The organism is Rhodopseudomonas palustris, from assembly GCF_003591005.1.
Classification (GTDB): domain Bacteria; phylum Pseudomonadota; class Alphaproteobacteria; order Rhizobiales; family Xanthobacteraceae; genus Rhodopseudomonas; species Rhodopseudomonas palustris_K.
This window is the reverse complement of sequence record NZ_QYYD01000003.1, coordinates 35,890-62,371: the sequence shown is the minus strand read 5'-3', so window position 1 is coordinate 62,371 and position 26,482 is coordinate 35,890. Positions and strand designations below refer to the sequence as shown.

The following is a 26,482-nucleotide window of genomic DNA, read 5'->3' as shown; positions in this document are numbered from 1 at the left end:
AACCGGGGCATGAGGGTTACGGCGCAAGGGCGCCTAACCCATCCTACGACCTCGGGGGCGCGGCGGGAGCGCCTTGACTCCCGCGCACCGAATCCGGACAACACCGGGCAAATTTCCCCGAAAATCGCCCAAGGACCTCCCGATGTCGCTCTCCCAACTCGAATCCACCATCAACGCCGCCTTCGACGCGCGTGACAGTGTCACCGCGGCGACCAAGGGCGAGGTGCGGGAAGCGGTGGAGCAGGCGCTGGAGTTGCTCGACAAGGGTGAGGCGCGGGTTGCCGAGCGCGATGCGTCGGGCACCTGGAAAGTCAATCAGTGGCTGAAGAAGGCGGTACTGCTGTCGTTTCGGCTCAACGATATGAGCCCGATCTCCGGCGGCCCGGGCGGCGCCAGCTGGTGGGACAAGGTGCCGTCGAAGTTCGAGGGCTGGGGCGAGAACCGCTTCCGCGAGGCCGGCTTCCGCTCGGTGCCGGGCGCGATCGTGCGCCGCTCGGCGTTCATCGCCAAGAACGTCGTGCTGATGCCGTCCTTCGTCAATCTCGGCGCCTATGTGGATGAAGCCACCATGGTCGACACATGGTCGACGGTCGGCTCCTGCGCGCAGATCGGCAAGCGCGTGCACATCTCCGGCGGCGTCGGCATCGGCGGCGTGCTCGAGCCGCTGCAGGCCGGCCCGGTGATCATCGAGGACGACTGCTTCATCGGCGCGCGGTCGGAAGTCGCGGAGGGCGTCATCGTCCGCAAGGGCGCGGTGCTGTCGATGGGCGTGTTCCTCGGCGCTTCGACCAAGATCGTCGACCGCGAGACCGGCGAGACGTTCATCGGCGAAGTGCCCGAATACGCTGTGGTGGTGCCGGGCATGATGCCGGCGAAGCCGCTCAAGAACGGCAATCCGGGCCCGGCGACGGCCTGCGCGGTGATCGTCAAGCGCGTCGACGAGCGCACCCGCTCGAAGACCTCGATTAACGAATTGCTGCGAGACTGATCGCCAAACCACTGTTTGGGAGGCGACGATGGATTGGACGACGCTGCTGTTCAGTTTTCAGGGCCGGATCAACCGCGCCAAATACTGGCTGGTCGGCCTGCTCAACGTCGCCGCCTGGGTGGTGTTCGGCAGCATCGCGCTGATCTGGCTCGGCGGCATGGAAACGGACAATCTGTTCCGCTTCGCCGGCGGCGCGCTGCTGATCTGGGCGGTGGCGATCGCGCTCAGCATCGCCGGCACCTGGGCGTTTCTCGCCACCGGCGTGAAGCGGCTGCACGACCGCGACAAGAGCGGCTGGTGGATCCTGCTGTTCTGGTTTGGTCCGGGCCTGAGCGGCGGCTCGAACACCGCGATGGCCGACAGCGGCACCAATTGGGTGCTGTCGCTGATCGGCCTCGGCATTGCGATCTGGGGCTTTGTCGAACTCGGCTGCTTGCGCGGCACCCGCGGCCCGAACCGATTCGGCCCCGATCCGCTCGAGCCGCAGGGCGCCGTGATCTGATGACCTCTCCGACTGCTCTGTCGATCGCGCAGGACCTGCTGCGCTGTCCGTCGGTGACGCCGGCCGACGCCGGCGCGCTCGGCGTGCTGGAGCGGCTGCTCGGCGACGCCGGCTTCGACGTTCATCGCGTCACCTTCAGCGAACCCGGCACCGCCGACATCGATAATCTCTACGCCCGCATCGGCACCAGCGCTCCGCATCTCAGCTTTGCCGGCCACACCGATGTAGTGCCGGCGGGCGAGGACAGCGCCTGGAGCCATGGCGCATTCTCCGGCGACGTCGCGGACGGCCTGCTGTACGGCCGCGGCGCGGTCGATATGAAGGGCGGCATCGCCTGCGCGGTCGCGGCGACGCTGGACTATCTGGCGGCAAATGGCGGCAAGCCAAAAGGCTCGATCTCGTTCCTGATCACCGGCGACGAGGAAGACGTCGCCGTCAACGGCACCGTCAAGCTGCTGCAATGGGCGGCCGAGCGCGGCGAGCGATTCGATCATTGCATCGTCGGCGAGCCTAGCAATGTCGAGACGATCGGCGACACCATCAAGATCGGCCGCCGCGGCTCGCAGTCCGGCGTGCTGATCGTCGACGGCACGCAGGGCCACGTCGCCTATCCGCACCGCGCATCTAATCCGATTCCGGACATCGCCGCGCTGATCACCGCGCTCAACGACGAGCCGCTGGATCAGGGCTCGGCGCAGTTCCAGCCGTCCAATCTGGAATTCACCTCGGTCGACGTCGGCAACCCGGCCACAAACGTGATTCCGGCGCAGGCCCGCGCGAAATTCAACATCCGCTTCAACGATCACCACACGCAGGACACGCTAAAGGCGCTGGTCGAAGAGCGGCTCGCCGCCGCCTGCGGCAACCGCATTCGCGCGCGGATCGAGTGGCTGCCGTCGAACGCCGACGTGTTCGTCACCAAGCCCGGCGCATTCACGGATGTCGTCAGCAGCGCAATCGCCGACGTCACCGGCCGCATTCCCGATCTCAACACCGGCGGCGGCACCTCGGATGCGCGCTTCATTGCGAAGTATTGCCGGGTGGTCGAATTCGGCCTGGTCGGCCAGACCATGCACCAGATCGACGAACGCACGCCGATCAGTGATCTCGACAAGCTCACCGCGATCTATCGCGGCGTGCTGGAGAGATATTTCAAGTAAACGACCTCCCTTTTGTCATTCCGGGATGCGCTGCGAAGCGGCGCAGGCCCGGAATCCATAACCACCGTCGGTGAGTATGGATTCCGGGCTCGCGCTACGCGCGCCCCGGAATGACGAACGAGAGGTTTGCCCGAAGACGCCTTGGCTTAGTAATCCACCTGCATCAGATACAACCCCTCCGGCGGCGCGACTGGGCCGCAGGCGGAGCGTTTTCGCGCGGCCAGCGCCGCGGCGAGGTCGTCCGCGGTCCAGCGGCCCTCGCCGACCCACACCAGCGAGCCGACCATTGAGCGCACCTGGCTGTGCAGATAGGAGCGCGCATTGGTGATGATATCGACCACGTCGCCGGTGCGGATCACGTCTAGCACGTCGAGCGTCTTGTCCGGCGACGCCGCCTGGCACTCGGTATCGCGAAAGGTCGTGAAGTCGTGCTTGCCGATCAGCACCTGCGCGGCGCGGTGCATCGCATCGGTATCGAGCGGCTTCGGCACGCGCCAGACCTTGCCGAGTTCGAGCGCCAGATTGGAGCGGCGGTTGGCGATGCGATAGCGATAGTGCCGCCGGATCGCCGAGAACCGCGCCTCGAAGGTGTCGGGCACGATCTCGGCCGCCAACACCGCGATCGGATTCGGCCGCAGATGCGCGTTCAACGCGTCGCGCAGTTTATCGGCACGGAACGGCTTTGGAATATCGACATGCGCCACCTGCCCCAGCGCATGCACGCCCGCATCGGTGCGGCCGGCGCCATGCACCCGCACCGCCGCGCCACAGGTCGCCAGCGCCGCCACCTCGAGCGCGCCCTGCACCGACGGCAGCGCCGGCTGCAACTGCCAGCCGCAATACGGCGCGCCGTCATATTCGATGGTGAGTTTGTAGCGGGGCATGACCCTCATTCGGTGTCATTGCCGGGCTTGACCCGGCAATCCATCGTTCAAGAGAGATTTGTTTCGAGGATGGATGCGCGGGTCAAGCCCGCGCATGACGCTGTGCAATGCACTCAGCTAACCACCCGAACGCCCTTTGCGATCGGCGTGCCGCGCAAGAACTCTTCGGCGCTCATCGGCTGCTTGCCGGCGCGCTGCAGTTGCGTGATGCGGATTGCACCGTCTTCGCAAGCGATAGTGAGACCGTCGCCGATCACCTCGCCGGGCGTGCCGTGCCCGTCCGCCAGCGCACAGCGCAGCACCTTGATGCGGACCGGCTCGCCCTCGATCGGCAGTTCGCACCAGGCACCGGGGAACGGCGACAGGCCGTGGATATGGCGCAGCACCGCGCACGCGGGCTTTGCGAAATCGATCTTCGCTTCGGCCTTGTCGATCTTGGCCGCGTAAGTGACGCCGTCCTCGGGCTGTTTGGTGAGTTGCAGCCGCCCGCGCTCCAGCGCCGCCATCGCCCGCACCATCAGGTCGGCGCCGAGTTGCGCCAGCGTATCGTGGACATCGGTGACGGTCATCGCGTCGGTGATGGCGATGCGCTCGGCCATCGCGACGTCGCCGGTGTCGAGGCCGACGTCCATCTTCATCACCATCACGCCGGTCTCGGCGTCACCCGCCATGATGGCGCGGTTGAGCGGCGCGGCGCCGCGCCAGCGCGGCAGCAGCGAGCCGTGCAGATTGTAGCAGCCGAGCGGCGGCGTATCGAGAATCGCCTGCGGCAGGATCATGCCGTAAGCGACGACCACCGCGGCATCGGCCTCATGGGCGCGGAAATTGGCGAGCGCCTCGTCGGTCCGCAGCGTCTTCGGCGTCAGCACCGGCGCCTGCAGCCGGTGCGCGGCGAGCGCAACGGGACTTTCCTGCAGCTTCATGCCGCGCCCAGCCGGCTTCGGCTCCCGCGTGTACACCGCCGCGATGTCGTGGCCATGCGCCGCCAGCGCCATCAGCGTCGGCACTGCGAAATCGGGCGTGCCCATGAAGACGAGGCGAAGCGGCATGGCGTGCGTGTTCCGAACCGGTCTGGCGATGAGGCCGAGCGTCGCAACGCGTCGGCCGGTCGGCCGCGCGAGCGCTCAGACGTATTTGATGCCGCGCTTGGCAGCCTTTTCGAACTTGCGGACCACCATTGCCTTTTTCAGCTTCGAGATATGGTCGACGAACAGCACGCCGTTGAGGTGATCGATCTCGTGCTGGATGCAGGTCGCGAACAGCCCGTCGGCGTCCTCTTCCTTCAAATTGCCGTCGAGGTCGGTGTAGCGGATCCGCACCGTCTTGGGCCGCTCGACCTCGGCGTAGTATTCGGGGATCGACAGGCAGCCTTCCTCGTAGACGTTCAGCTCCTGCGAGGCGCCGACGATCTCCGGATTGATGAAGGCGCGCGGCTCGCTGGCGCCGTTGCCCTCTTTGCGCACCAGATCCATCGTGATCAGCCGCACCGGCTCGGCGATCTGAATCGCCGCCAGCCCGATGCCGGGGGCATCGTACATGCTCTCGAACATATCGTCGGCGAGCTTGCGGATCTCGCTCGTCACCTCGGCGACGGGCTTGGAGATTTCACGCAGCCGTTTGTCGGGCAGAATGATGATTTCGCGCAGGGCCATAGCGGCGATTTAAGGCGCCATGGCGGTCCGGTCAATCCAGCGCGGCCCGGAGGCGCTGCCACTTTCGGCGCGACCGACGCTTAAAACTCTATTCAGTTTATTGTTCTCTCTTCGTTCGCACAGATAATTCCCTCTGCTAGGGTCGGACCATGAACGACGTGCTGTTTGTAGTGGGAGACACGCCGGTCAGTGTCGGCGCCGCGCTGGTCGGCATGGCGGCGATGGCGCTGCTGGTGCTGCTGGCGATCGCCGCCGTGATCGCCCGCGGCCTGCACGGCGGCAACGCCGCGACGCTGGCGCAGACCCGCCGCGCCGCCGAACTCGAGCAGCGGCTGTCAGATCTGATTCGTTATCAGAGCGAAGCCAACGGCCGGGTCGATGCGATGGGGCGGGCGCTGGCCGGGCGCCAGGCCGAAATGGCCAAGGCGATGAGCGAGCGGCTCGACAGCGTCACGCATCGGTTCGGCCATTCGCTGACGCAGTCGACCCGCTACACCATGCAGAGCCTGCAGGCGCTGCATGAGCGGCTCGGCATCATCGACCGCGCCCACGACAACCTCACCGAACTGACCGACCAGGTGACGACGCTGCGCGACGTGCTGGCCAACAAGCAGGCGCGCGGCGCGTTCGGCCAAGCGCGGATGGAGTCGATCGTGCAGGACGGGCTGCCGAAGGGCGGCTACGCGTTCCAGTACACGCTGCCGAACGGCAAGCGGCCGGACTGCGTGGTGCTGCTGCCGGACCAGCGGCCGCTGTGCATCGACGCCAAATTTCCGCTCGAGGCGGTGACGGCGCTGCGCGAGGCCCGCAGCGATGCGGAGAAGAAAGCCGCCGCCCAACAGCTACGTACCGACGTGATGCGGCATGTCGACGACATCGCCGGCAAGTACCTGATCCCGGGCGAGACCCAGGACACCGCGCTGATGTTCGTGCCGTCGGAGTCCGTCTACGCGGAGATTCACGACGGCTTCGACGACGTCATCCAGAAGGCCTATCGGGCCCGCGTCGTGCTGGTGTCGCCGTCACTGTTGATGCTGGCGATCCAGGTGATGCAGCAGATCCTCAAGGACGCGCGGATGCGCGACGCCGCCGACCAGATCCGCACCGAGGTGCTGCACCTCAGCGACGACCTCGCCCGGCTGCGCGAGCGCGTCAGCAAGCTGCAGACGCATTTCGGACAGGTGAATGATGACGTCCGCCAAATCCTGGTCTCAGCCGACAAGATCGAACGCCGCGCGGCACGGATCGAGGAACTGGATTTTGCAGCGCCCGAGACGCCGGCGCCGCCATCGAACCCCGAGGCGCCACTCGCGCAGGAGCGCGACCTGTTCGCCTCCCGCGCCTTCAAGATCGACGAAGTTTCTGCAGGCTGAGGCCGTTCCCGTTGGGAGCAGCGGCGCATCTGCGATTTTCGGCCTTCCTCTCCACACGTCGTCCCCGCGCAGGCGGGGACCCATACGCCGCAGCGTTTCGATTGAAGCTGTGCGGCTGAGGCTTCCGCGGACGATCCGGGACAAGGGGTTATGGGTCCCCGCCTGCGCGGGGACGACTCGTTGGTGGCGCAGCAGCACCGCGCCTGAATGACCGGCTGCCCTCGAATCTGCTACGAATCGGCATGGCCTCAGCGAAAAACCCGCCCACTCCCGTCACATCGAGCGACGCGCCCAAGCCGAGCTGGCGCGAAGCCTTCGCTGTGTATTTGCAGCCGCGCGTGCTGATCGTGTTGTTTCTCGGTTTTGCTTCGGGGCTGCCGCTGGCGCTGTCGGGCTCGACGCTGCTGGTGTGGATGCGGGAGTCGGGTGTCGATCTCGGCACCATCGGGCTATTCGCGCTGGTCGGCACGCCCTACACGCTGAAATTCATCTGGGCCCCGGTGGTCGATGCGCTGCATGTGCCGGTGCTTTCGCGACTGTTCGGCCGCCGCCGCGGCTGGCTGGTGGCCACGCAGCTGCTGCTGATCGCCGCGATCCTGCTGTTGGCGCTGACCGATCCGGCGCGCGCGCCGGTGTTCGTCGCGCTCGGGGCGCTGTTGGTCGCGGCCGCGTCGGCGACGCAGGACATCGTGGTCGATGCGTTTCGCGTCGAGAGCCTGCCGGAGAACGAGCAGGCCGCCGGCATGGCGTCGTATGTTGCGGCGTATCGGATCGGCATGCTGATCTCGACCGCCGGCGTGCTGTTCCTGGTTAGCGCTTACGAAGGCGCGGGCGTGACGCGCGCCACCGCCTGGATGTGGGGCTACGTCACCATGGCGGCGATGGTGCTGATCGGCACCGTCACGGCGCTGCTGGCGACCGAGCCGGAAGCCTCGGTTCGTGCCGAGGCCGCGACCAGCGCCGACAGCGCTTTTACCCGGGTGATGCGCGCCGCAGTCGGCGCGTTCTCGGAATTTCTCGGCCGCAAGGACGCGCTCGCGGCGCTCGCCTTCGTGGTGCTGTTCAAATTCACCGACGCGTTCTCCGGTACGATGACGGCGCCGTTCGTGATCGACCTCGGCTTCAGCCGCAACGACTACGCGGCGATCGTCAAAGGCGTCGGCCTCGCCGCGACGCTGATCGGCGGTTTCGCTGGCGGCTATCTGGCGCGGCGCTATTCGCTGGTGACGAGCCTGTGGATCGGCGCGGTGCTGCAGGCTATCTCGAACCTCGCATTCGCTTGGCTGTCGACGGTCGGCGTCAATCAATGGGCGCTGGCGCTGGCGATCTCGGTCGAGAATTTCACCGGCGCGATCGGCACCGTGATCTTCGTCGCGTATCTGTCGGCGCTGTGCCAGAACCCGCTGCACACCGCGACGCAATACGCTTTGCTCACGGCTCTCTCAGCAGTGGGGCGGACCTATCTGTCGGCCGGCGCCGGCTATGTGGCACAGGCCACCGGCTGGCCGCTGTTCTTCATGATCAGCGTCGCAGTCGCCGCGCCGAGCCTCGTGCTCCTCGCCTGGCTGCAACGCCGCGACCATTTTTCGGCGCTCGGGCCGGTGAGGGTGTGATCGGTGAGATTGTCAACAAGACGCCCTCCGCGCGTCATTGCGAGCGAAGCGAAGCAATCCAGAAGCACAGTGCACTACGCTGGATTGCTTCGTCGCTACGCTCCTCGCAATGACGGCTTACACGGACGCCTGATGACGGCCATCATTGACGCCGCGCCCACTTAGTTCGCCAGCGTCCACTTCGTCACCACGGCTTCGCTGTACTGCCCGGCCTCTTCGGCGCAGGCGACGGCTTCGACCTTGAGCGACACATGTTTGCCGAGATACTTCTTGAGCTGCGCCGCCTGGCTGTCGCCAGCCGGCACGATCTGGAAGGTCTCGGGGCCGTTCTCGAGATTGCACAGCCCGGCCGGCGGCGGCAGGCGGCGTGGCTCGCTGACCAGCTGATACACCGGGCCTTTCTTGCCCTTGGCCTTCGAGCGCATCGCGGTGAGTTCGCCGCTGAGCACGTCGCCGACTTTCATCGCCGTGGGCTTGGGTAGCGCCGCCTGACTGTCGCTGCCCTGCGCCGCCGCGGGCGGGATGGACAAACAGGCGAACGCAGCGAGAATCAGCGAGGGCTTGAGCAGTCGGTCGATCATCGGGTCCACTTCCGGATTCGTTCAGAACAAGGTGCGCTGCCGCATCGCGGCCGACAGCGTGCCTTCGTCGAGATAGTCGAGTTCGCCGCCGACCGGCACGCCATGGGCGAGCCGCGTCACTTTCACGTTGGCGTCCTGCAGGAGGTCGGTGACGTAATGTGCTGTGGTCTGGCCGTCGACGGTGGCGTTGAGCGCCAGGATGATCTCGCTGACCGCGGGATCATGGGCGCGCGCCACCAGCGCGTCGATGGTCAGATCGTCGGGACCGACGCCGTCGAGGGGAGACAGCGTGGCGCCGAGCACGTGATAGCGGCCGTTCGTGGCGGAAGCGCGTTCGAGCGCCCACAGATCTGCGACGTCGGCCACCACCACGATGATCGCCGGATCACGCCGCGGATCGGTGCACACCGTGCAGGGATTCTGCGTATCGATATTGCCGCAGGTCTTGCACACCTGAATCTTGTCGATCGCGACCTGCAACGCGGCGGCGAGCGGTCCCATCAGCGCGTCACGCTTCTTGATCAGATGCAGCGCGGCGCGCCGCGCCGAGCGCGGCCCCAATCCTGGCAGGCGCGCCAGCAACTGGATCAGACGTTCGATCTCGGGGCCTGCGACCGCAATTGCCATCGGGACGGCACCATTCGTAGAGGTGAATCAAAGCACCGGCAGACGCTGCGGCGACTGCCGGTCGGCGAGTGAGATTGCGAATCGGTATTGAGGGAAGACTAGCCCAGACCGAGCCCGGGCGGCAGGCCGAGCCCGCCGGTCAGCGCCTTCATCTTCTCCTGCATGGCCGCTTCTGCCTTGCGATGCGCGTCGCCGAGCGCCGCCATCACCAGGTCTTCCAGCACGCCGACTTCGTCCGGCTTCACCAGCGACGGATCGATCGAGATTCCGCGCACTTCCATCTTGGCGGTCATGCGCACCTTGACGAGGCCGCCGCCGGACAGGCCCTCGACCTCGATCTGGTCGAGCTCGTCCTGCATCGCTTTCATCTTCGATTGCAGCTGCGCGGCCTGCTTCATCATGCCGAGGAAATCAGCCATGATCGGATTCCTTCTTGAGAGAGCTTGAACCTAAAGGTCGTCGTCTTCGTCGGCCGGCTCGACAGCGCCTTCGATAGCAGCATCGGCCGCGGCCGGCTCGGCGGCGAGCCGCCGCACCTCCATCACCTTGGCGCCGGGAAAGCGCGCCAGCACCTCTTGCACCCGGGGGTCGTTCTCGGCGGCGCGTTCGCGCTCGTTCTTGATCGCCTCGTTCTGCGAGCGCAGCGTCGGCTGGCCCGGCTCGTTGGAGATCACCACGGTCCAGCGCCGGCCGGTCCATTGCTCGAGCTTGCGGCCGAGGTCGCTGACCAGCGCCCGCGAGGCGGTGCGCTCCAAAGCGATCTCGAGCCGGCCGTCTTCGATCCGCACCAGCCGGACGTCGGCTTCCAGCGCCATCCGGGTCATCACGTCGCGTTTTTCGGAAGCGAGCGCGACGAGTTGCGGGAAGCTGGTGATCTTGAGGACGCCGGGATCGGGCTGCGCGGGCGCGCTCGGCTGCGGCCGCGCCATCGACGGCTGGTTCATGGTCGCGCCGCGCGACGACATTGCGACCGGCGCAGAGTAGTTCGACGTTGCTGACGTCATTGCGGAAGGCGCAGCGGGCGACGCCCCGCGCGGCGCACTGCCGCCGGACGGGAGCGATCCGCCGCCGCCCTGCTCGATCATCCGAATCGCCTCATCCGGTGTCGGCAGATCGGCCGCGTAGGCGATCCGCACCAGCACCATCTCGGCGGCCGCGGCCGGACGCGTCGCGCCCTGCACCTCGGCGATGCCCTTCAGCAGCATCTGCCACATTCGCGACAGCACCCGCATCGACAGCTTGGTGGCGAACTCACGCCCGCGCAGCCGCTCGGTCTCGCCGAACGCGACGTTGTCGGCGATCGCCGGCACGATCTTCACGCGGGTGACGAAATTGACGAATTCGGCGAGATCGCTGAGCACCACCACCGGATCGGCGCCGGTGTCGTACTGATCGCGGAATTCGGCGAAGGCCGCCGCGATATCGCCGCGCGCCAGCGCGTCGAACAGTTCGATCACGCGGGTGCGGTCGGCAAGGCCGAGCATCTGCCGCACCGCGTCGGCGCGCACGAGGCCAGCCGCATGCGCGATCGCCTGGTCGAACAGCGACAGCGAATCACGCACCGAGCCTTCGGCGGCGCGGGCGATGATGCCGAGCGCTTCCGGCTCGACCTCAACGCCTTCCTTCTGGGCGATATTGCCGAGATGCGTCATCAGTACGTCGGCCTCGACCCGGCGCAGGTCGAAGCGCTGGCAGCGCGACAGCACCGTCACCGGCACCTTGCGGATTTCGGTGGTGGCGAACACGAATTTGGCGTGTTCCGGCGGCTCCTCCAGCGTCTTCAGGAAGGCGTTGAACGCCGCCGTCGACAGCATGTGGACTTCGTCGATGATGTAGACCTTGTAGCGCGCGCTGGACGGCGCATAGCGCACGCTGTCGTTGATCTGGCGGACGTCGTCGACGCCGGTGTGCGACGCGGCGTCCATTTCCAGCACGTCCATGTGCCGGCTTTCCATGATCGCCTTGCAGTGCACGCCGTGCACCGGCATGTGGATGCTCGGCCCCTTCACCGAGCCGTCCGGCATCTCGTAGTTCAGCGCCCGCGCCAGGATGCGGGCGGTCGTCGTCTTGCCGACGCCGCGGACGCCGGTGAGGATCCAGGCCTGCGGAATCCGGCCGGTGTCGAACGCGTTGGAGACGGTGCGCACCACCGCTTCCTGGCCGATCAGATCCTCGAAACTGTTGGGACGATATTTGCGCGCCAGCACCCGATAGGCGCCGGCCGGCGCGGCCATCTCGGTCGAAGCTGCAGACGCCGGATTATCGGCGGGAACGCCAGAATCGCTCATCGGTCAGTCCGCAATGCTGTGCGTGTCGGGGCCGGATTGCGGAACGCAGCGGGGTGACGGCGGGGCAGGTTCATGCGGCTGACCGGATCACCCCACGCAGACCCGGCTTCCGCCGGGAACCACCACCTTCGAACGGCCGGCGCACGGCCGAAAAACAGGTAGGAGACTGACGAGCGACCCGATCCGGACCTCGTTAGGGCTGCTTCCTTCCGGACCTGACCCGGTTGGCGAGTGGCTCGTCCACCGCCAATCTCCCGGTCCCTATGTGGCGCCAAATTTGCGCGAATGCAAGCGGCCGTAGCCGGCTTTGAACCTTCGGCTAGGCCGAGGCAAAAAAGCCCGGAGCTGCGCGCAGCCGGCATGCGTCAGGCGACGCGTCGGGCGCGTGCCGCCGCTTCCGCCGCCGCGGCCGGCTTGATATGGATGCATTCGGACGCGCCTCACCGCAAGCAAGAGCCCGCCCATACGGGCCGATGGAACCCCCAATGCCTTCCGACTGGTCGCTCAGCTCGCAGCTCGAGAAAGACACCATCAATATCGGCGATCTGCCGCTCAGCCGCGTCCTGGTGATCAAGGACGCGCATTACCCCTGGCTGCTGCTGGTGCCGCGCCGCGCCGGCGCGGTCGAGATCATCGACCTCGACGAGGTCCAGCAGGCGCAGCTGATGACCGAGATCTCCCGGGTCAGTCGCGCGCTGAAGGAGATCACCAAATGCGACAAGCTGAACATCGCCGCGCTCGGCAACATGGTGCCGCAGCTGCACGTCCACATCATTGCGCGACGCTCCGGCGATGCGGCCTGGCCGCGCCCGGTGTGGGGCGTAATGCCGCCGCTGCCGCACGACCCGGAAGAGGTGCAGCAATTCATCAGCGCGTTGCGGCGCAAGATCTGGCTGGGGTGAACCGATGAGCAGCGCATTCCCTCTCGGCCAGCCGGCCTTCGTCAGCAACGGACTCGACCGCGCCGCGCATCTGCGCATGAACGACGCCAAGCTGATGGCGATGGAGGACAAGCCCGACACCCGCGCCTATGTGGTGCATCGCGATTCGCTGCTGGTGAAGCATGAGGACGGCGGCACGCGCGCGCTGTTGACCATCAAGGAAGCGATTTCGCTCGGCGCCAATGCGGGCACGATCTTCCTCGGCCTGCGCGACGGCGCCGCGGTGTTCGGCATGGGCATCGGCGCGCCGGCAGCCGAGAAGCTGATCGGCCGGCCCGACGCCGGCCTTGCCGAATTGCGCGGCATGGCGATGCAGGGCGTGCTGCCACCCGACCAGCTCGCCGCCATCGCGGTGGCGAAGTCGCTGGTCAACTGGCATCAGCGCCACGGCTTTTGCGCCAATTGCGGCACCCGCACGTCGATGTCGCAAGGCGGATGGAAGCGCGACTGCCCGAACTGCAAGGCCGAGCACTTCCCGCGCACCGATCCGGTGGTGATCATGCTGGTGACGGCCGGCGAGAAGTGCCTGCTCGGCCGGCAGAAGCAGTTTCCGCCGGGGATGTATTCGTGCCTCGCCGGCTTTGTCGAAGCGGCCGAGACGATCGAGGACGCGGTGCGCCGCGAGATCTTGGAGGAATCCGGCATCCGCTGCAGCGACGTGCGCTACTACATGACGCAGCCCTGGCCCTATCCCTCGTCGCTGATGATCGGTTGTACTGCGATCGCCACCAGCGAGAACATCACCGTCGATCTCACCGAACTCGAAGACGCCCGCTGGTTCTCGCGCGACGAAGCCGCGCTGATGCTGAGGCGCGAGCATCCGGACGGACTGGCAGGACCGCACCCGTTCGCGATCGCGCATCATCTCGTCGGCCGTTGGCTGGAAGGACATTCATGACCCAAACCGCCAAGCCCCATCCGCGCGTGCTGTGCATCGGCATTCCGGTGCGGGACCTCACCTTCCGGATCGAGGCCGTGCCCGGCCGCGGCTACAAGGTGCCGGCCAGCGCCTATCAGGAAATCTGCGGCGGCAACGCGCTGAATGCGGCGATCGGCATCGCCCGGCTCGGCGGCACCGCGCGGATGTGCGGCCCGATGGGCGACAAGGACGAAGCAGCCGCCACCTTCATCTTCGACAAGCTCGCCGAGGAAGGCATCGCCACCTCCGAGCTGGTGCACATGCCGGGCCTGGTGACGCCGATCTCCGCCGTGCTGGTCGATCCGACCGGCGAGCGCACCATCGTCACTTTCCGCGATCCGAAGCTGTGGGATGTCGAGCTGCCGTCGGCTGACGAGCTATTAGCCGACTGCGACGCCATCATGATCGAGAGCCGCTGCGCCAGCTTCGCCACGCCGCTTTGCGCCGAAGCGCGCAAGCGCGACATTCCGGTGGTGGTCGATATCGACAGCGCGATGTCGCTCAACCAGGGCCTGCTCACCGCCTCGTCGCATCTGATTTTCTCGGCCGAAGCGCTGCACGCCACCGCCGGCATCGAGGACGACGAAGCTTCGCTAAAGAAAGTCGCGGCGCTGACTCACGCCTTCGTCGCCGTCACCCGCGGCCCCAAGGGCACGCTGTGGCTCGACGACAAGCAGCAATTCCAGGAAACACCGGCCTACCCGGTGCACGTCGTCGACACCCTCGGCGCCGGCGACATCTTCCACGGCGGCTTCGCGGTCGCGTTCAGCGAAGGCCAGGACATCCCCAGCGCGCTGCGCTTCGCCTCCGCCGCCGCCGCGCTGAAATGCACCAGGCCCGGCGGCGCCTTTGCGTGCCCGAGCCGCGCCGAAGTCGAGGCGTTTCTGGCTGAGAAGGCGAAGTAATCTTTTTGCGCGCCTGTTAGTCCGGCCGCGCGTTCTCACCACCTCCGTCGTCATTGCCGGGCTTGACCCGGCAATCCAACGTTCTTCGCAAAGACGCGCGCGCGCGCGATGGATGCGCGGGTCAAGCCCGCGCATGACGACGGTGAGTGTGGCAAGGCAGTGCCCGCAAACACGGACTCGTAGGATGGGTTAGGCGCCCTTGCGCCGTAACCCATCACTTCGCACACCGCGCTTGCGGCGATGGGTTACGCGCTTCGCGCTAACCCATCCTACGGGCCTACGATGAGTTCGGCTCACACGCTCTCACCATCACCGTCGTCATTGCCGGGCTTGACCCGGCAATCCATCGTTCTTCGCAAAGACGCGCTGCCGCGCACGATGGATGCGCGGGCCTTCGCCGCGCCGAAGGGGCTACGGCCCCGCAGGCGGGTCAAGCCCGCGCATGACGGCAGTCATGGTGGCAAGGCAGTGGCCGCAAGCACGGACTCGTAGGATGGGTTAGGCGCCCTTGCGCCGTAACCCATCACTTCGCACACCGCGCTTGCGGCGATGGGTTACGCGCTGCGCGCTACCCCATCCCACGGGCCTACGTCTGCGGCGGCGTCCAGCCCGGCGGGGCCAGTTCGAACTTGGCGAAATCGAAACCCGGCGCGACCGTGCAGCCGACCAGCGTCCAGTCGCCAGTTGCCGAGGCGGCCTGCCAGGCGTGCGGCGGCACGATCGCCTGCGGCAGTTGGCCAGCCGTGATGTCCGGCCCGAGCACGAGCGTGCGCGGGCCGTCGTCATCGGCGATCTCCAATGTCAGCGGCGCACCCGCATAGTAGTGCCAGATCTCGACCGCATCGATGCGGTGCCAATGCGAGCGCTCGCCGCGCGCCAGCAGGAAGTAGATCGCGGTCGAGAAGCTGCGGCCGGCGGGGTCGCAGCGCGGATCGCGAAAGCTTTCGCGATAATGACCGCCTTCGGGATGCGGCTTCAGATCAAGCCGCGCGATCACCTCGGCGGCGGTCAGCGACGGACGGATCACGAGTTATTCTTGCGCTCGCGGATCTCGCCGAACACGTCCGCCGCGCTTTCGCCGGCGAGGCCGACCGCGGCCGCGACCGACGGCACGTCGGCGCGCAGGAACACGTTGGCCTGCTTCTCTTCGCCGAGCGTCACCGGAATGGTCGGCTGACCGGCCGCGCGCTGCTGCTCGACCTGTTTGGCGCGCGCCTGCAGCGCGGCGTTGTCGGGCTCGATAGTCAGCGCAAATTCGACGTTGGAGGCGGTGTATTCGTGGCCGCAATAAAGTTTGAAGTCATCCGGCAATTCGCGCAGTTTGAGCAGCGATTCCCACATCATCGGATAAGTACCCTCGAACACCCGGCCGCAGCCGATCGAGAACAGCGTATCGGCGGCAAACAGCGCGCGGTCGTCATCGAATACGTAAGAGATATGATCGAGGGTGTGGCCCGGCGTTTCCAACACTCGCGCCGACAGACCGCCGACCCCAACAACGTCACCTTCCTGCACGCGCAGATCGACATCCGCGATCTTGGCGTTGGCATCGTGCGGCGCGACGACGCGGCAGTGATACTTCTGCTTCAACTCGGCGATGCCGCCGACGTGGTCGGCATGGTGATGGGTGACCAGGATATCCGTCAGCTTCCAGCCTTCCTTTTCCAGTGCGGCGATCAGCGGCGCGGCTTCCGGCGCGTCGATCGACGCGGTGGCACCGGTCGCGGTGTCGTGAACCAGATAGCCGAAATTATCGGACAGGCAGGGGATGATGCGGATGTCGGCAGCCATGAATTCTCCTGGGGATTTCGATAGACCGGCACGGGACGCGAAAGGCGTCAGCCAGTGTCACGACGATAGTCTACCACGGACCGCCGAACGGATGAACCGCGGCGACGCACGGTAGCCACCGCTGCACAAGGCCGCTTTGCCGGAGGCGCTGCCGGCGTGATAAAAGCCGCCCCATGACGATGGATGTGGTCAATCTGCGTGAATTCTACTCCAGCCAGCTCGGCGTGGTCGCGCGGCGCCTCATCAATCGCGGTATCCAGAAACGATGGCAGGATGCGCAAGGCCAGCGCGTGCTGGGATTCGGCTATCCGACCCCGTATCTCGGCCTGTTTCGCGACAGATGCGAGCGCTGCATCGCCTTCATGCCGGCCGCCCAGGGCGTGCTGAAATGGCCGACCGCGCGTGCAACGCTGTCGACGCTGGTCGAGGAGCGCGCGTTGCCTCTTCCTGACGCCGCGGTCGACCGCATCCTGCTGGTGCATGCGCTGGAGATGTCAGACGACCCCGAGGCGCTGCTGCGGGAGGTCTGGCGCATATTGGCGCCGTCGGGACGCTTGCTGGCGGTCGTACCAAATCGCCGCGGTGTCTGGGCGCGCACCGACGCCACCCCGTTCGGCCATGGCCGCCCCTATTCGCGCTCGCAGATTTCCGATCTGCTGCGGCGGACCTGGTTCACGCCGGTGAGTTGGAGCGAGGCGCTGTTCGTGCCGCCGCTGCAGCAGGGCTGGCTGATGCGCTCGGCGCCGGCCTGGGAGCGGATCGGCGGCGCGACTTCGCTGCCGCTGGCCGGCGTGCATGTTGTCGAGGCCACCAAGCAGGTGGTGCGGCCGATCTCCGCCAAACGCGAGCGCATCCGGCTGATTCCGTCGCTCGAGCCGTCGCTGGTGCCGTCGCCGATGCAGGCGGACGATCCCGACCTGCCGGCACGGCCGCGCTGAAACAAACAAGGGCCGCGCCAAGCGCGACCCTTGATATCATCATCCTATCAGACGACAGGCCCGCGCTTATTCGCCGCGCGAGACGTCCTCGGCCGGGGCAGGCGCTGCGGCGGCGGCTTCGCCACGCGGCGTATGTGGACGCCGACGGCGGCGCGGCGGGAAGCGTTCACCGCCACCCGCGCCTTCGAACGCGGCCGGCGGAACCTGCGGCTGCGGGCCGGTGATGAACGACGGCAGGCGATCAACGCCGGCATCGACGGTCGGCTGCGGCTGCTCGGCACGCGGGGTGAACTGCGGCTGCGGACGATGTTCACGCGGCTGCGGCTGTTCGCGCGGCTCCCGGGGCTGATACTGCGGCTGTTCGCGCGGCTGATATTGCGGCTGCGGCTGCACCGGGACGAGGCCCGGCTCCGCACCGAAGTTCGAGTAGTCGGTCTCGTCGTCGTCGCCGTCCGACATGTCGTTGTCGATGCGCGGCTGCTGTTGCTGCGGCTGATTCTGCCGGAATTGCTCCTGCGCCGCCGCGATCAGACGGAAGTAATGTTCGGCGTGCTGATAATAATTCTCAGCCGCAACCGGGTCGCCGGATGAGCGCGCATCTCGGGCAAGCTGAACGTATTTCTCGGCAACGTGAGAAGCAGTGCCGCGGATTTTGATATCAGGGCCGTTGGATTCGAACACCCGGGTCATCGGATTTTGGCCGCGCCGGTTGTTGTTGTTATTATTGCCGCCGCCACCATTGTTCCGATTGCGCAGCCGCTTGTTGTTCTGCCCGTTTCTCATGTCTTACCTTTTTACCGAGTCCCGTACGTCCCGATGGTGGATGTTTGATCGTTGTGGCGCCTGATCGTTCTGGTGCACGCCACGGTCGCGCGCGATGCCGCCGGCGCGCATGGCAGGCCAAAGCCGACTGCGGGCGACAGCCGCCCATCCGCAAAAATTGACCCGTTTGATACCGTCAGCGCCGCATGTCGCGTTCAACAAAGACGCGTTCCCCAACTCCGGAGCGCACCATGCCGCGCTGGCCGGACCCAACCACGAGCCCGCCAAAGCAGGCTCAGCTTCGCTTGCGTGAGTTCTTCAAGCGTAAAATCAGGCTTTCGTTTGCTCCGCGGTCGAGAGCAGCGCGGCTCTGTCCAAGCCCTCGCGCTCAACCGGACCCGCTGCCTGGAACCCTTCGAGCCGGGTTCTCGACAAGACTCGACAAGAACTGTGTTCTTTTCCGGCCTTCGACTACAGATCCGAGGGGCCAGTCACCCTGGCCCGATATCCTGGCCGGAACGTAGTCGCTCTTCTCCGATTTTCCAAGCGTTTTTTGCAATCTATTCCGACGTTAAGCCGGCAAATTGCAACCGAGCGCCACGCGCAGAACACCAGCCAGATCGGCACGCGGCGGCGACGCGACCGTCAGTCCGGCCGCCCGCATGAGGCCAACCACAGCCTCGCTCTGGCCCTGCCCGAACTCCACCACCAGCGCACCTCCTGGACGCAGCAGCCGGAGCGCCTCGGGCACGATCCGGCGATAGGCGTCGAGACCGTCCGCACCGCCGTCGAGCGCGCGGCGCGGATCGTGCTCGCGCACCTCGACGTCGAGCGCCGCGATATCGCCGGCCGGAATATAGGGCGGGTTGGATACGACGAGATCGAACGGGCCGGCGAGCGCCGCCGCATAGTCGCAGGCGACGAAGCGCGCGCGATCCGAAAGGCCGAGTTCTGCCGCATTGACGCGGGCGATCTTTAAAGTTTCAAGGTTGATATCAGTCGCGATGCCGGTGGCGTCACGGCACTCGCTGAGCAGCGCCAGCAGGATCGCGCCGGAGCCAGTACCGATATCGAGAACGCGAGGTTGCGGGCACGCATCAGCGCGAAGATATTCCAGCGCCACCTCGACCACCGTCTCGGTGTCCGGCCGCGGCACCAGCGTGTCGGCGCCGAGCCGCAGCAGCAGCCCCCAGAATTCGCGCGTTCCGAGGATCCGCGCCACCGGCTCGCCGGCGAGCCGCCGCTCCGCAAAGGCGGCGAGCCGCCCGGCTTCGTCCACGGTGAGCGACCGCTCGGCCTGCGACACCAATCCGGTGAGATCGAGACCGGTGACCTCGCCGATCAGCAGCCGCGCGTCGAGATCCGGCGAATCGAGGCCCGCCTCCTTAAATAGTTTGCTGACGGCGCGGCGTGCGGCCCCCACGGGGAAGCCGCACAGCGCCTCTATCACCGAGGCCGCACCCCGCGGCACATCGGCGGCGCTGGTCACGCGGCGTCGCTCTGTGCCGCAAGCTGCGCGGCCTGATGCTCGGTGGTGAGCGCATCGATCAGTTCGCCGAGCGCTTCGCCGGCGATCACTTGCGGCAGCTTGTACAGCGTCAGGTTGATCCGGTGATCGGTGACGCGGCCCTGCGGAAAATTGTAGGTGCGGATCCGCTCCGAACGATCGCCCGACCCGACCTTCTCCTTGCGCTCGGCGGAGCGCGCGGCATCGACGCGCTGGCGCTCGGCGTCGTAGATTCGCGAGCGCAGGATGTTCATCGCGGACGCGCGGTTCTTATGCTGCGAGCGGCTGTCCTGCATCATCACCACGATGCCGGTCGGCAGATGGGTGATGCGGATCGCCGATTCGGTCTTGTTGACGTGCTGACCGCCGGCGCCCTGCGCCCGCATAGTGTCGATCTTCAGATCGTCCGGCTTGATATCGACGTCGACCTCCTCGACCTCGGGCAGCACCGCGACGGTCGCGGCCGAGGTGTGAATGCGGCCCTGCGTTTCGGTGTCGGGCACGCGCTGGACGCGGTGCACGCCGGACTCGAATTTCAGCTTGGCAAAGGCGCCGCGGCCTTTCACTTCGGCGATGATTTCCTTGTAGCCGCCCACCGTGCCTTCGCTGGCCGAGATCACCTCGACGCTCCAACCCTGCAACGCGGCGAATTTCTCGTACATCCGGAACAGATCGCCGGCGAACAGCGAGGCTTCGTCACCGCCGGTGCCGGCGCGGATTTCCAGCATGACGTTGCGCTCGTCCATCGCGTCCTTGGGCAGCAGCGCGACGCGGATCTGCTGGATCAGTTCCTCAAGATGGCCGTCGAGCGCGGAGCGCTCGGCCTCCGCCATCGCACGCAGTTCCGGGTCGGCGCCCGGATCCTCGAGCAGTTCCTCGATCCCGCCCATCTCGTCGCGCACCTGCCGATATGCCTTCACGGCTTCGATCAGTGGGTTGAGTTCGGACAATTCGCGGGTGATCCGCACATAGTCGGCGGCGCCGACATTGCCGCCGACGAGTTGGGCTTCGAGCGAGGCGTGATGCGCGAGCAGAACGTCGAGCTTGGCTTCGGGCAGATTGGACATGGATGATCTCGAACAACGAAAAACGGCAGAACGGCGGGCGGGCGTAGCGCCGGCAGCAACGACAATCGCTACAACGACAACCGATGCGCCTCGGCAAAGTCCGCCAGCTTCTGCCGGATCGACACGCTACCGGACGGCAGATCGAGCAGCGGCGAGATCGCAGCCTCGGCCTTGGCGGCATCGAGTTCGAGGATCATCGCCTTGACCGGGCCGTGTGACAGCGCCGACACCGACAGCGAACGATAGCCGATCGCGATCAGCGCCAATGCCGCGAGCGGCTGCGACGCCATCTCGCCGCACAGCGACACCGAGCGTTTCGCCGCCTTGGCTTTGCGGACGATGTCGCGCAGCGCCCGCAGGATCGGGGCCGACAGCGTGTCGAACCGCTCCGACACTTTGGAATTGCCGCGATCGACTGCGAACAAAAACTGGAACAGATCGTTGGAGCCGACCGAAACGAAGTCGACCTTCTTGAGCAGTTCGTCGAGCTGATACAGCAGCGCCGGCACCTCGACCATGGTGCCGACATCGACGCGTTCCGGCAGTGTGTGGCCGTGCTGGCGCAAGTAAGTCAGCTCGCGCTCGACGATCGATTTGGCGGCGTCGAATTCGGCGACTTCGGACACCATCGGAAACATGATGCGCAGATAGCGTCCGCCGCCGGCGCGCAGCAGCGCGCGGATCTGGCTGCGTAGCAGGCCGGGGCGATCGAGCCCGAGCCGGATCGCCCGCCAGCCGAGCGCCGGGTTCTCCTCGACCACGGTTTCCATATAGGGCAGCGCCTTGTCGCCGCCGATGTCGAGTGTGCGGAACGTCACCGGCTTGCTGCCGGCGGCGTCGAGCACCGCGCGGTACAACGCCAGCTGATCGCTCGACCGCGGCAGGCTCTGGCCGATCATGAACTGCAGTTCGGTGCGGAACAGGCCGATGCCCGACGAGCCGGTGTCCTCGATATGCGGCAGGTCAATGGCGAGACCCGCATTGATCATCAGATCGACCGGCTGGCCGTCCTTGGTAACGCAGGGCCGATCGCGCAGCGCCGAATATTGCGCCTGCCGCCGCGCGCGGAAGCGGACCCGCTCTGCATAGGCGGCTTCGATTTCGGCAGATGGCCGCACATAGATCGAACCTGAAGTCGCATCGACGATGATCGCGTCGCCCGGATCGGCGATCCCCGGCGCGTTCGGCACTTCGCCGACCGCGGCGATGCCGAGCGCGCGCGCCACGATGGCGACGTGCGAATTCGCGGTGCCTTCTTCGAGCACCAGGCCGCGCAGCCGCTTACGGTCGTAATCCAGCAGTGCGGCCGGCCCCATCGAACGCGCGATCAGGATCGCGTTCTCGGGCAGGTGCTCGCGCGACGGCGCGTGGTTCTGGCCGACGAGCTGGCGCATCAGCCGGTGGCCGAGGTCTTCCAGATCGTGCAGCCGCTCGCGCAAGTAAGGATCCGTCGAGCGCAGCATCCGGGCGCGGGTGTCCGACTGCACGCGCTCGACCGCGGCTTCGGCGGTGAGACCGGTGGCCACCGCCTCGTGCAGCTTGTGCGACCAGCCGTGGTCGTTGGCGAACATTCGGTAGGCCTCGAGCACGTCGCGATGCTCGCCGCCGTCGGCGACATCGCCGCGCTCGAGCATGCGGTCGAGGTCGGAGCGGAGATTGGCCAGCGCGGTGTCGAGCCGCTTGATCTCCTTCGGCAGATCCTCGGCGATGTAGTTCGTGATCACCACGCGCGGCTCGTGCAGCACGACGTGGCCGAGCGCGATGCCGTCCGACAGCACCGCGCCGGTCTTGTGGATCGAGTGCCGCGCCGCCGGCTCGGCGCCGGGCTGCGCCAGCGCCGACAATTCACCCGAGGCGATCATCTCGGCCAGCACCATCGCGGTGGTCTGCAGCGCCTCGACTTCTTCCTCGACATAGGTGCGCTTGGCGCGGTTCTGCACCACCAGCACGCCGAGCGTGTTGCCGGCGCGCAAGATCGGCACGCCGAGGAACGAGTGATAGATTTCTTCGCCGGTCTCCGGGCGGAACGAGAATGCCGGATGGCTCTGCGCGTCGGACAGGTTCAGCGGCGTCGCTTCGGAAGCCACCAGACCGACCAGACCCTCGTGCGCGTTGAGCACGGTCTGGTGCACGGCTTCGCGGTTGAGGCCTTCGGTGGCGTAGAGTTCGAGCGTGTTGTCGACGCGCAGCACGTAGGTGGAGCACACCTCCGCCACCATGTTGGCGGCGATCAGAACGACGATCTTGTCCAGCCGTTCCTGCGCGGAGACTTGCTCCGCCATGGTTTCACGGAGCCGTCTCAGCAAGACGCGGGGGCCGCCCGACGTGCTCCGCATGTGCCGACATCTCCCCTGAAATCATCGCCGCCGCCGACCTACACGCCGGCGGCAGAAACCTTCGTCTCAAACATCATCGGGCAGCGGCGGTCCCGCACCCGACGTCAATACTCGATCCGCCCTTCGCATCGCAGCAGAAGGCGGCCGTTCGACCGCCCTGCCGATGCGCAACGCGCTTCTGGCCGTATAGCGAATTGAGGCTTGATTTGCCAAGCAAAACGCCTGCCATCGACGACGCGGACGATGCACGCCCGCCGCGTTCGATCACGCCAAAATTGTTCTAAACTTGATCCAATCCGTACAAAGTATGCAGCGTGCGAACCGCGAGCTCCGTATAGGCCGCGTCGATCAGCACCGAGAATTTGATTTCCGACGTCGTGATCGCCCGAATGTTGATGTTGCGGGCGGCGAGCGCCGCGAACGCCTGGGCGGCGACGCCGGCGTGGCTGCGCATGCCCGAGCCGATCACCGACACCTTGGCGACGTCGGTCTCTGAGTCGAACCGGGCGTAGCCGATCTTGTCCTGCGCCGACGTGATGGTCTGCTTGGCGCGGGCGAAATCGGCCGCCGGCACCGTGAAGGTCAGGTCGGTGGTCTTGCCGTCTTCCGACACGTTCTGAACAATCATGTCGACGTTGATGTTGGCCTCGGCCAGCGGCCCGAAGATCGACGCCGCCACCCCCGGCTTGTCCTCGATCCGGCGGACCGAGATCTGGGCTTCGTCCTTCGAGAAGGCGATGCCGGTGACGACGTGGTTCTCCATGATTTTCTCCTCGCTGCAGATCAGCGTGCCCGGCGGCGTGCCGTGCGGATCGATGTCTTCGGGTTTGTCGAACGAGGACCGCACGAAGATCGGCACGTTGTAGACCATGCCGAGCTCGACCGAGCGGACCTGCAGCACCTTGGCGCCCTGCGAGGCCAGTTCCAGCATCTCCTCGAACGCCACCTTGTCGAGCCGTTTCGCCTTCGGCACCACGCGGGGATCAGTGGTGTAGACGCCGTCGACGTCGGTGTAGATGTCGCAGCGATCGGCCTTCAGCGCCGCCGCGATCGCCACCGCCGAGGTGTCGGAGCCGCCGCGGCCGAGCGTGGTGATGCGGCCGGTTTCGGGATTGATGCCCTGGAAGCCGGCGATCACCGCGACTTCCTTGCGGTCGCCGAACCGCTTGATGATTTCGCCGCCGTCGATATCGACGATGCGGGCCGACGCATGGGCGTCGCTGGTGCGGATCGGCAGCTGCCAGCCCTGCCAGGACCGTGCCTGAATACCAAGCGCCTGCAGGGCGATCGCCAGCAAGCCTGACGTCACCTGCTCGCCGGACGCCACCACCGCGTCGTATTCGCGGGCATCGTGCATCGGCGAAGCCTCTGTGCACCAGGCGACCAGCTCGTTGGTCTTGCCGGCCATCGCCGACACCACCACGGCGACCTCATGGCCGGCGTCGACCTCGCGTTTGACATGGCGCGCGACGTTCTGGATGCGCTCGATATTGGCGACGGACGTGCCGCCGAATTTCATCACCAGCCGGGCCATGACGAATAGTGCAATCCTTGCAGACAACGGATATGGATGGCGCGGAATCCGCCAGTCGGCAGCCGCGTGGCGCGTATACACAGCGCCGCGGTTTCGGGCAAGCAACCGAGCGGCCCCGGACGGAACCGGGGCAAGGTTCAGCTGCCCGCGACGGCGCGAACACGCGAATCTGGGAGCACGGCGAACCGCCATGGCATTGCAACACGAGACCCCCGGCGCGCCGGCGTCGACCGTCGACCCCGCCGAGATCGCCAAATTCTCCAAACTCTCGGCCGAATGGTGGGACCCGACCGGCAAGATGGCGCCGCTCCATCGGATCAATCCGCTGCGCATCAGTTTCATCCGCGACGCCGCCTGCCGGAAATTCGACCGCAACGCCAAGAGCCTGAGCTGCCTGTCCGGGCTGCGGATGCTGGATATCGGCTGCGGCGCCGGCCTGCTCTGCGAGCCGTTCACCCGGCTCGGCGCCCAGGTGATCGGCATCGACCCCTCGGCCACCAACATAGCGGCCGCCAAGCTGCACGCCGACAAGTCGCATCTGGCGATCGACTATCGCAACGTCATGGTCGAGGAGATCGACCCGCGCGAGCGATTCGACATCGTGCTGGCGATGGAAGTGATCGAGCACGTCACCGACGTCGGCGCCTTCCTGTCGCGCTGCGCCGCGCTGATGAAGCCGACCGGCATCATGGTGGTGGCCACCCTCAACCGCAACTGGAAGAGCTTTGCGCTGGCGATCGTCGGCGCCGAATATGTGATGCGCTGGCTGCCGCGCGGCACCCATCAGTGGGACAAGTTCGTCACCCCCGCCGAACTCGAACAGCACCTGAACGGCATGAAGCTGGTCGTCACCGAACAGTCCGGCATGGTCTACAACCCGCTCGCCGACCGCTGGAAGCTCTCGCCCGACATGGACGTGAACTACATGGTGGTGGCCGAGACGGCGCCGTAACATCGCCGTAGGGTGGGTTAGCGCGCAGCGCGTAACCCACCGCCCCCCCGTCAACGCAAAGATGGTGGGTTACGGCGCAAGCGCGCCTAACCCACCCTACGGCGCACGTCCTATCCGTCATTGCGAGCGAAGCGAAGCAATCCAGCTCAGTGCACCGCGCTGGATTGCTTCGCTTCGCTCGCAATGACGCCCCGACTACACCCCTCGCAAAATAATCACCGTCGGCGTCCCCGGCAGCGTGTCGCGCGAGATGCGCAGGCTGCTGTCACTGCGCTGGTCGATTGCGAAGTCCTGGCCGATGCGGCGCATGAAATCGTCGAGCGGGGTCATGAAGCGGTGCATCGGCAGCACCACTGAGGCGCGCAGCCGCTTGGTGATGTCGGAGATGCCGGCGAGCGACATCGTGTAGCTGCCGTCGATCGGCACCATCAGGATGTCGATTCGGCCGATCGCCGCGATATGGCTGTCGTCGAGCGTGGTGTGCAGATGGCCGAGATGGCCGATGCACAGCCCGGCGACCTCGAAGATGAAGATCGAATTGCCGTCCTTGATCATGCCGCCATTGCCGTCGTCGAACATGTAGCGGCGGATGTCGGTGGTGACGTTGCGGATCAGCACGTCGCCGACCCGCTCGTAGATCTTCGCCGGTTGTCCGTCCGTACCCCAGCCGTGCAGCACATGCGCGATCTTCGGATCCGGCGCCAGCGTGTAGTGGGTCGAGTGCGCGCGGTTCATCGTGACGACGTCCGGCGTGCGCCCGGTGTCGTAGGTGCCGCTGTAATCGGTCGCCACCATCACGCCGCCGGGGCTTTCGATCGTGTAGGTGGCGTGGCCCCGATAGGTGATCAGCACCTGCTCGGCGGCTGCCGTGCGCCGCAGGCTGACCGGGATCGCACGCGGCCCCTGCGCCATCGCCAGACATTCACTGCCGCGAAACCCGTCCGCGGCACGCGCTGGTGCGGCGAACAGCGTGACCAGGGCGGCGAGGACGGCAAGGCAGCGCAGCATGGCGGTGTCGCTCCGTTCGAGGTGAACGAAGTGTAGCGGTAAAATCTGCCCGCGCCAGCGCGACAGGGTCGCGCAACGCTGGCATGAGCCTGCTCCGGTTGACCGCGACGGGCCGCGCCGTCACGGTGCCCGGCCCTCCAGCCTCAATCATCGC

Annotated in this window: 25 protein-coding genes and 1 other RNA gene; 10 read left to right on the top strand and 16 right to left on the bottom strand. The window is 66.4% G+C overall.

From position 1 onward, the window contains the following. Positions 1-142: 142 nt before the first annotated feature. Genes dapD through dapE form a run of 3 tightly spaced genes read left to right on the top strand, consistent with a single transcriptional unit; the run spans position 143 to position 2,650 of the window. A complete protein-coding gene (gene dapD / locus D4Q52_RS03720) occupies positions 143-988 on the top strand; it encodes a 2,3,4,5-tetrahydropyridine-2,6-dicarboxylate N-succinyltransferase (RefSeq protein WP_119855210.1) in 846 nt (281 codons plus the stop codon). 28 nt (positions 989-1,016) lie between these two features. Then, positions 1,017-1,490 (top strand): DUF805 domain-containing protein, encoded by a 474-nt coding sequence (locus D4Q52_RS03715; protein ID WP_119855209.1) that lies wholly within the window; start codon positions 1,017-1,019, stop codon positions 1,488-1,490. Beyond that, positions 1,490-2,650: a succinyl-diaminopimelate desuccinylase gene (dapE, locus tag D4Q52_RS03710; protein ID WP_119855208.1), complete on the top strand. Its 1,161-nt coding sequence runs from the start codon at positions 1,490-1,492 to the stop codon at positions 2,648-2,650. The genes D4Q52_RS03715 and dapE overlap by 1 nt, the downstream gene beginning before the upstream one ends. A 146-nt stretch (positions 2,651-2,796) precedes the next feature. Here dapE and truA read toward each other — a convergent pair whose 3' ends face one another. From truA to def, 3 genes are all read right to left on the bottom strand, one after another. Next, positions 2,797-3,534: a tRNA pseudouridine(38-40) synthase TruA gene (truA, locus tag D4Q52_RS03705; RefSeq protein ID WP_119855207.1), complete on the bottom strand. Its 738-nt coding sequence runs from the start codon at positions 3,532-3,534 to the stop codon at positions 2,797-2,799. Positions 3,535-3,647: 113 nt separating this feature from the next. Continuing rightward, positions 3,648-4,583 (bottom strand): methionyl-tRNA formyltransferase, encoded by a 936-nt coding sequence (gene fmt, locus D4Q52_RS03700; RefSeq protein ID WP_119855206.1) that lies wholly within the window; start codon positions 4,581-4,583, stop codon positions 3,648-3,650. Positions 4,584-4,658: 75 nt separating this feature from the next. After that, on the bottom strand, positions 4,659-5,186 hold the full coding sequence (def, locus tag D4Q52_RS03695; protein ID WP_119855205.1) for a peptide deformylase: 528 nt from the start codon (positions 5,184-5,186) through the stop codon (positions 4,659-4,661). A 149-nt stretch (positions 5,187-5,335) separates the two neighbouring features. Between def and D4Q52_RS03690 the strand changes: the two genes are divergently transcribed. Together D4Q52_RS03690 and D4Q52_RS03685 are read left to right on the top strand one after the other, a co-directional pair. Then, positions 5,336-6,559, top strand: a complete 1,224-nt coding sequence (locus D4Q52_RS03690; protein WP_119855204.1) for a DNA recombination protein RmuC — start codon at positions 5,336-5,338, stop codon at positions 6,557-6,559. A 242-nt stretch (positions 6,560-6,801) separates the two neighbouring features. Continuing rightward, complete coding sequence (locus D4Q52_RS03685; RefSeq protein ID WP_119855203.1) at positions 6,802-8,172, top strand: AmpG family muropeptide MFS transporter; 1,371 nt, start codon at positions 6,802-6,804, stop codon at positions 8,170-8,172. A gap of 161 nt (positions 8,173-8,333) precedes the next feature. On the opposite strand, the gene D4Q52_RS03680 is transcribed toward D4Q52_RS03685, so the two are convergent. The 5 genes from D4Q52_RS03680 to ffs all read right to left on the bottom strand — a co-directional run bounded on the left by D4Q52_RS03680 (position 8,334) and on the right by ffs (position 11,923). Continuing rightward, positions 8,334-8,753 carry a hypothetical protein gene (locus tag D4Q52_RS03680; RefSeq protein ID WP_119855202.1) on the bottom strand — a complete coding sequence of 140 codons (420 nt, stop codon included), beginning with the start codon at positions 8,751-8,753 and terminating at the stop codon, positions 8,334-8,336. 21 nt (positions 8,754-8,774) lie between these two features. Then, positions 8,775-9,380 (bottom strand): recombination mediator RecR, encoded by a 606-nt coding sequence (recR, locus tag D4Q52_RS03675; protein ID WP_119855201.1) that lies wholly within the window; start codon positions 9,378-9,380, stop codon positions 8,775-8,777. A 98-nt stretch (positions 9,381-9,478) separates the two neighbouring features. Then, positions 9,479-9,799 carry a YbaB/EbfC family nucleoid-associated protein gene (locus D4Q52_RS03670; RefSeq protein WP_119855200.1) on the bottom strand — a complete coding sequence of 107 codons (321 nt, stop codon included), beginning with the start codon at positions 9,797-9,799 and terminating at the stop codon, positions 9,479-9,481. A gap of 30 nt (positions 9,800-9,829) precedes the next feature. Beyond that, entirely contained in the window at positions 9,830-11,668 is a 1,839-nt protein-coding gene (locus D4Q52_RS03665; RefSeq protein WP_119855199.1) for a DNA polymerase III subunit gamma/tau, read from the bottom strand. A gap of 158 nt (positions 11,669-11,826) precedes the next feature. Beyond that, an RNA gene (gene ffs, locus D4Q52_RS03660) (signal recognition particle sRNA small type) lies at positions 11,827-11,923 on the bottom strand. 230 nt (positions 11,924-12,153) lie between these two features. On the opposite strand from ffs, the gene D4Q52_RS03655 reads away from it, so the two are divergent. Genes D4Q52_RS03655 through D4Q52_RS03645 form a run of 3 tightly spaced genes read left to right on the top strand, consistent with a single transcriptional unit; the run spans position 12,154 to position 14,433 of the window. After that, positions 12,154-12,570 (top strand): HIT domain-containing protein, encoded by a 417-nt coding sequence (locus D4Q52_RS03655; protein ID WP_119855198.1) that lies wholly within the window; start codon positions 12,154-12,156, stop codon positions 12,568-12,570. Positions 12,571-12,574: 4 nt separating this feature from the next. Further along, the gene (gene nudC, locus D4Q52_RS03650; protein WP_119855197.1) at positions 12,575-13,507 is read left to right on the top strand and encodes an NAD(+) diphosphatase; all 933 of its coding nucleotides are present in this window, start codon (positions 12,575-12,577) and stop codon (positions 13,505-13,507) included. Beyond that, positions 13,504-14,433: a sugar kinase gene (locus D4Q52_RS03645; protein ID WP_119855196.1), complete on the top strand. Its 930-nt coding sequence runs from the start codon at positions 13,504-13,506 to the stop codon at positions 14,431-14,433. Before nudC ends, D4Q52_RS03645 begins: the two co-directional genes overlap by 4 nt. Positions 14,434-15,019: 586 nt before the next feature. Here the strand turns inward: D4Q52_RS03645 and D4Q52_RS03640 are convergent. Further along, the gene (locus tag D4Q52_RS03640; RefSeq protein ID WP_119855419.1) at positions 15,020-15,457 is read right to left on the bottom strand and encodes a cupin domain-containing protein; all 438 of its coding nucleotides are present in this window, start codon (positions 15,455-15,457) and stop codon (positions 15,020-15,022) included. Continuing rightward, positions 15,457-16,224 (bottom strand): hydroxyacylglutathione hydrolase, encoded by a 768-nt coding sequence (gene gloB, locus D4Q52_RS03635; protein ID WP_119855195.1) that lies wholly within the window; start codon positions 16,222-16,224, stop codon positions 15,457-15,459. The genes D4Q52_RS03640 and gloB overlap by 1 nt, the downstream gene beginning before the upstream one ends. A gap of 173 nt (positions 16,225-16,397) precedes the next feature. On the opposite strand from gloB, the gene D4Q52_RS03630 reads away from it, so the two are divergent. Next, a complete protein-coding gene (locus tag D4Q52_RS03630) occupies positions 16,398-17,162 on the top strand; it encodes a class I SAM-dependent methyltransferase (protein ID WP_119855194.1) in 765 nt (254 codons plus the stop codon). Between the two features lie 66 nt (positions 17,163-17,228). On the opposite strand, the gene D4Q52_RS03625 is transcribed toward D4Q52_RS03630, so the two are convergent. The 5 genes from D4Q52_RS03625 to D4Q52_RS03605 form a co-directional block, all read right to left on the bottom strand. After that, a complete protein-coding gene (locus D4Q52_RS03625; protein WP_119855193.1) occupies positions 17,229-17,945 on the bottom strand; it encodes a DUF4167 domain-containing protein in 717 nt (238 codons plus the stop codon). 550 nt (positions 17,946-18,495) lie between these two features. Then, the gene (gene prmC, locus D4Q52_RS03620) at positions 18,496-19,374 is read right to left on the bottom strand and encodes a peptide chain release factor N(5)-glutamine methyltransferase (protein ID WP_425328449.1); all 879 of its coding nucleotides are present in this window, start codon (positions 19,372-19,374) and stop codon (positions 18,496-18,498) included. Positions 19,375-19,409: 35 nt separating this feature from the next. Further along, entirely contained in the window at positions 19,410-20,498 is a 1,089-nt protein-coding gene (gene prfA / locus D4Q52_RS03615) for a peptide chain release factor 1 (RefSeq protein ID WP_119855192.1), read from the bottom strand. Between the two features lie 68 nt (positions 20,499-20,566). After that, entirely contained in the window at positions 20,567-22,834 is a 2,268-nt protein-coding gene (ptsP, locus tag D4Q52_RS03610; RefSeq protein WP_119855191.1) for a phosphoenolpyruvate--protein phosphotransferase, read from the bottom strand. A gap of 280 nt (positions 22,835-23,114) precedes the next feature. Beyond that, entirely contained in the window at positions 23,115-24,368 is a 1,254-nt protein-coding gene (locus D4Q52_RS03605) for an aspartate kinase (RefSeq protein WP_119855190.1), read from the bottom strand. 190 nt (positions 24,369-24,558) lie between these two features. Between D4Q52_RS03605 and ubiG the strand changes: the two genes are divergently transcribed. After that, positions 24,559-25,320: a bifunctional 2-polyprenyl-6-hydroxyphenol methylase/3-demethylubiquinol 3-O-methyltransferase UbiG gene (gene ubiG / locus D4Q52_RS03600; protein ID WP_119855189.1), complete on the top strand. Its 762-nt coding sequence runs from the start codon at positions 24,559-24,561 to the stop codon at positions 25,318-25,320. 195 nt (positions 25,321-25,515) lie between these two features. Here the strand turns inward: ubiG and D4Q52_RS03595 are convergent, their stop codons facing one another. After that, positions 25,516-26,328: an MBL fold metallo-hydrolase gene (locus D4Q52_RS03595; RefSeq protein ID WP_119855188.1), complete on the bottom strand. Its 813-nt coding sequence runs from the start codon at positions 26,326-26,328 to the stop codon at positions 25,516-25,518. Positions 26,329-26,482: the final 154 nt, after the last annotated feature.

What these genes read in the sequence shown, in the direction of transcription:
- D4Q52_RS03630 (WP_119855194.1), top strand. Translation starts at nt 16,398, where the DNA reads ATGACGATGGATGTGGTCAATCTGCGTGAATTCTACTCCAGCCAGCTC.
- D4Q52_RS03645 (WP_119855196.1), top strand. Translation starts at nt 13,504, where the DNA reads ATGACCCAAACCGCCAAGCCCCATCCGCGCGTGCTGTGCATCGGCATT.
- D4Q52_RS03605 (WP_119855190.1), bottom strand. Translation starts at nt 24,368, where the DNA reads ATGGCCCGGCTGGTGATGAAATTCGGCGGCACGTCCGTCGCCAATATC.
- truA (WP_119855207.1), bottom strand. Translation starts at nt 3,534, where the DNA reads ATGCCCCGCTACAAACTCACCATCGAATATGACGGCGCGCCGTATTGC.
- prfA (WP_119855192.1), bottom strand. Translation starts at nt 20,498, where the DNA reads ATGTCCAATCTGCCCGAAGCCAAGCTCGACGTTCTGCTCGCGCATCAC.
- def (WP_119855205.1), bottom strand. Translation starts at nt 5,186, where the DNA reads ATGGCCCTGCGCGAAATCATCATTCTGCCCGACAAACGGCTGCGTGAA.
- fmt (WP_119855206.1), bottom strand. Translation starts at nt 4,583, where the DNA reads ATGCCGCTTCGCCTCGTCTTCATGGGCACGCCCGATTTCGCAGTGCCG.
- D4Q52_RS03680 (WP_119855202.1), bottom strand. Translation starts at nt 8,753, where the DNA reads ATGATCGACCGACTGCTCAAGCCCTCGCTGATTCTCGCTGCGTTCGCC.
- D4Q52_RS03655 (WP_119855198.1), top strand. Translation starts at nt 12,154, where the DNA reads ATGCCTTCCGACTGGTCGCTCAGCTCGCAGCTCGAGAAAGACACCATC.
- D4Q52_RS03670 (WP_119855200.1), bottom strand. Translation starts at nt 9,799, where the DNA reads ATGGCTGATTTCCTCGGCATGATGAAGCAGGCCGCGCAGCTGCAATCG.
- gloB (WP_119855195.1), bottom strand. Translation starts at nt 16,224, where the DNA reads ATGGCTGCCGACATCCGCATCATCCCCTGCCTGTCCGATAATTTCGGC.
- D4Q52_RS03685 (WP_119855203.1), top strand. Translation starts at nt 6,802, where the DNA reads ATGGCCTCAGCGAAAAACCCGCCCACTCCCGTCACATCGAGCGACGCG.
- D4Q52_RS03690 (WP_119855204.1), top strand. Translation starts at nt 5,336, where the DNA reads ATGAACGACGTGCTGTTTGTAGTGGGAGACACGCCGGTCAGTGTCGGC.
- D4Q52_RS03715 (WP_119855209.1), top strand. Translation starts at nt 1,017, where the DNA reads ATGGATTGGACGACGCTGCTGTTCAGTTTTCAGGGCCGGATCAACCGC.
- D4Q52_RS03665 (WP_119855199.1), bottom strand. Translation starts at nt 11,668, where the DNA reads ATGAGCGATTCTGGCGTTCCCGCCGATAATCCGGCGTCTGCAGCTTCG.
- ptsP (WP_119855191.1), bottom strand. Translation starts at nt 22,834, where the DNA reads ATGCGGAGCACGTCGGGCGGCCCCCGCGTCTTGCTGAGACGGCTCCGT.
- recR (WP_119855201.1), bottom strand. Translation starts at nt 9,380, where the DNA reads ATGGCAATTGCGGTCGCAGGCCCCGAGATCGAACGTCTGATCCAGTTG.
- ubiG (WP_119855189.1), top strand. Translation starts at nt 24,559, where the DNA reads ATGGCATTGCAACACGAGACCCCCGGCGCGCCGGCGTCGACCGTCGAC.
- dapD (WP_119855210.1), top strand. Translation starts at nt 143, where the DNA reads ATGTCGCTCTCCCAACTCGAATCCACCATCAACGCCGCCTTCGACGCG.
- nudC (WP_119855197.1), top strand. Translation starts at nt 12,575, where the DNA reads ATGAGCAGCGCATTCCCTCTCGGCCAGCCGGCCTTCGTCAGCAACGGA.
- D4Q52_RS03595 (WP_119855188.1), bottom strand. Translation starts at nt 26,328, where the DNA reads ATGCTGCGCTGCCTTGCCGTCCTCGCCGCCCTGGTCACGCTGTTCGCC.
- D4Q52_RS03625 (WP_119855193.1), bottom strand. Translation starts at nt 17,945, where the DNA reads ATGAGAAACGGGCAGAACAACAAGCGGCTGCGCAATCGGAACAATGGT.
- dapE (WP_119855208.1), top strand. Translation starts at nt 1,490, where the DNA reads ATGACCTCTCCGACTGCTCTGTCGATCGCGCAGGACCTGCTGCGCTGT.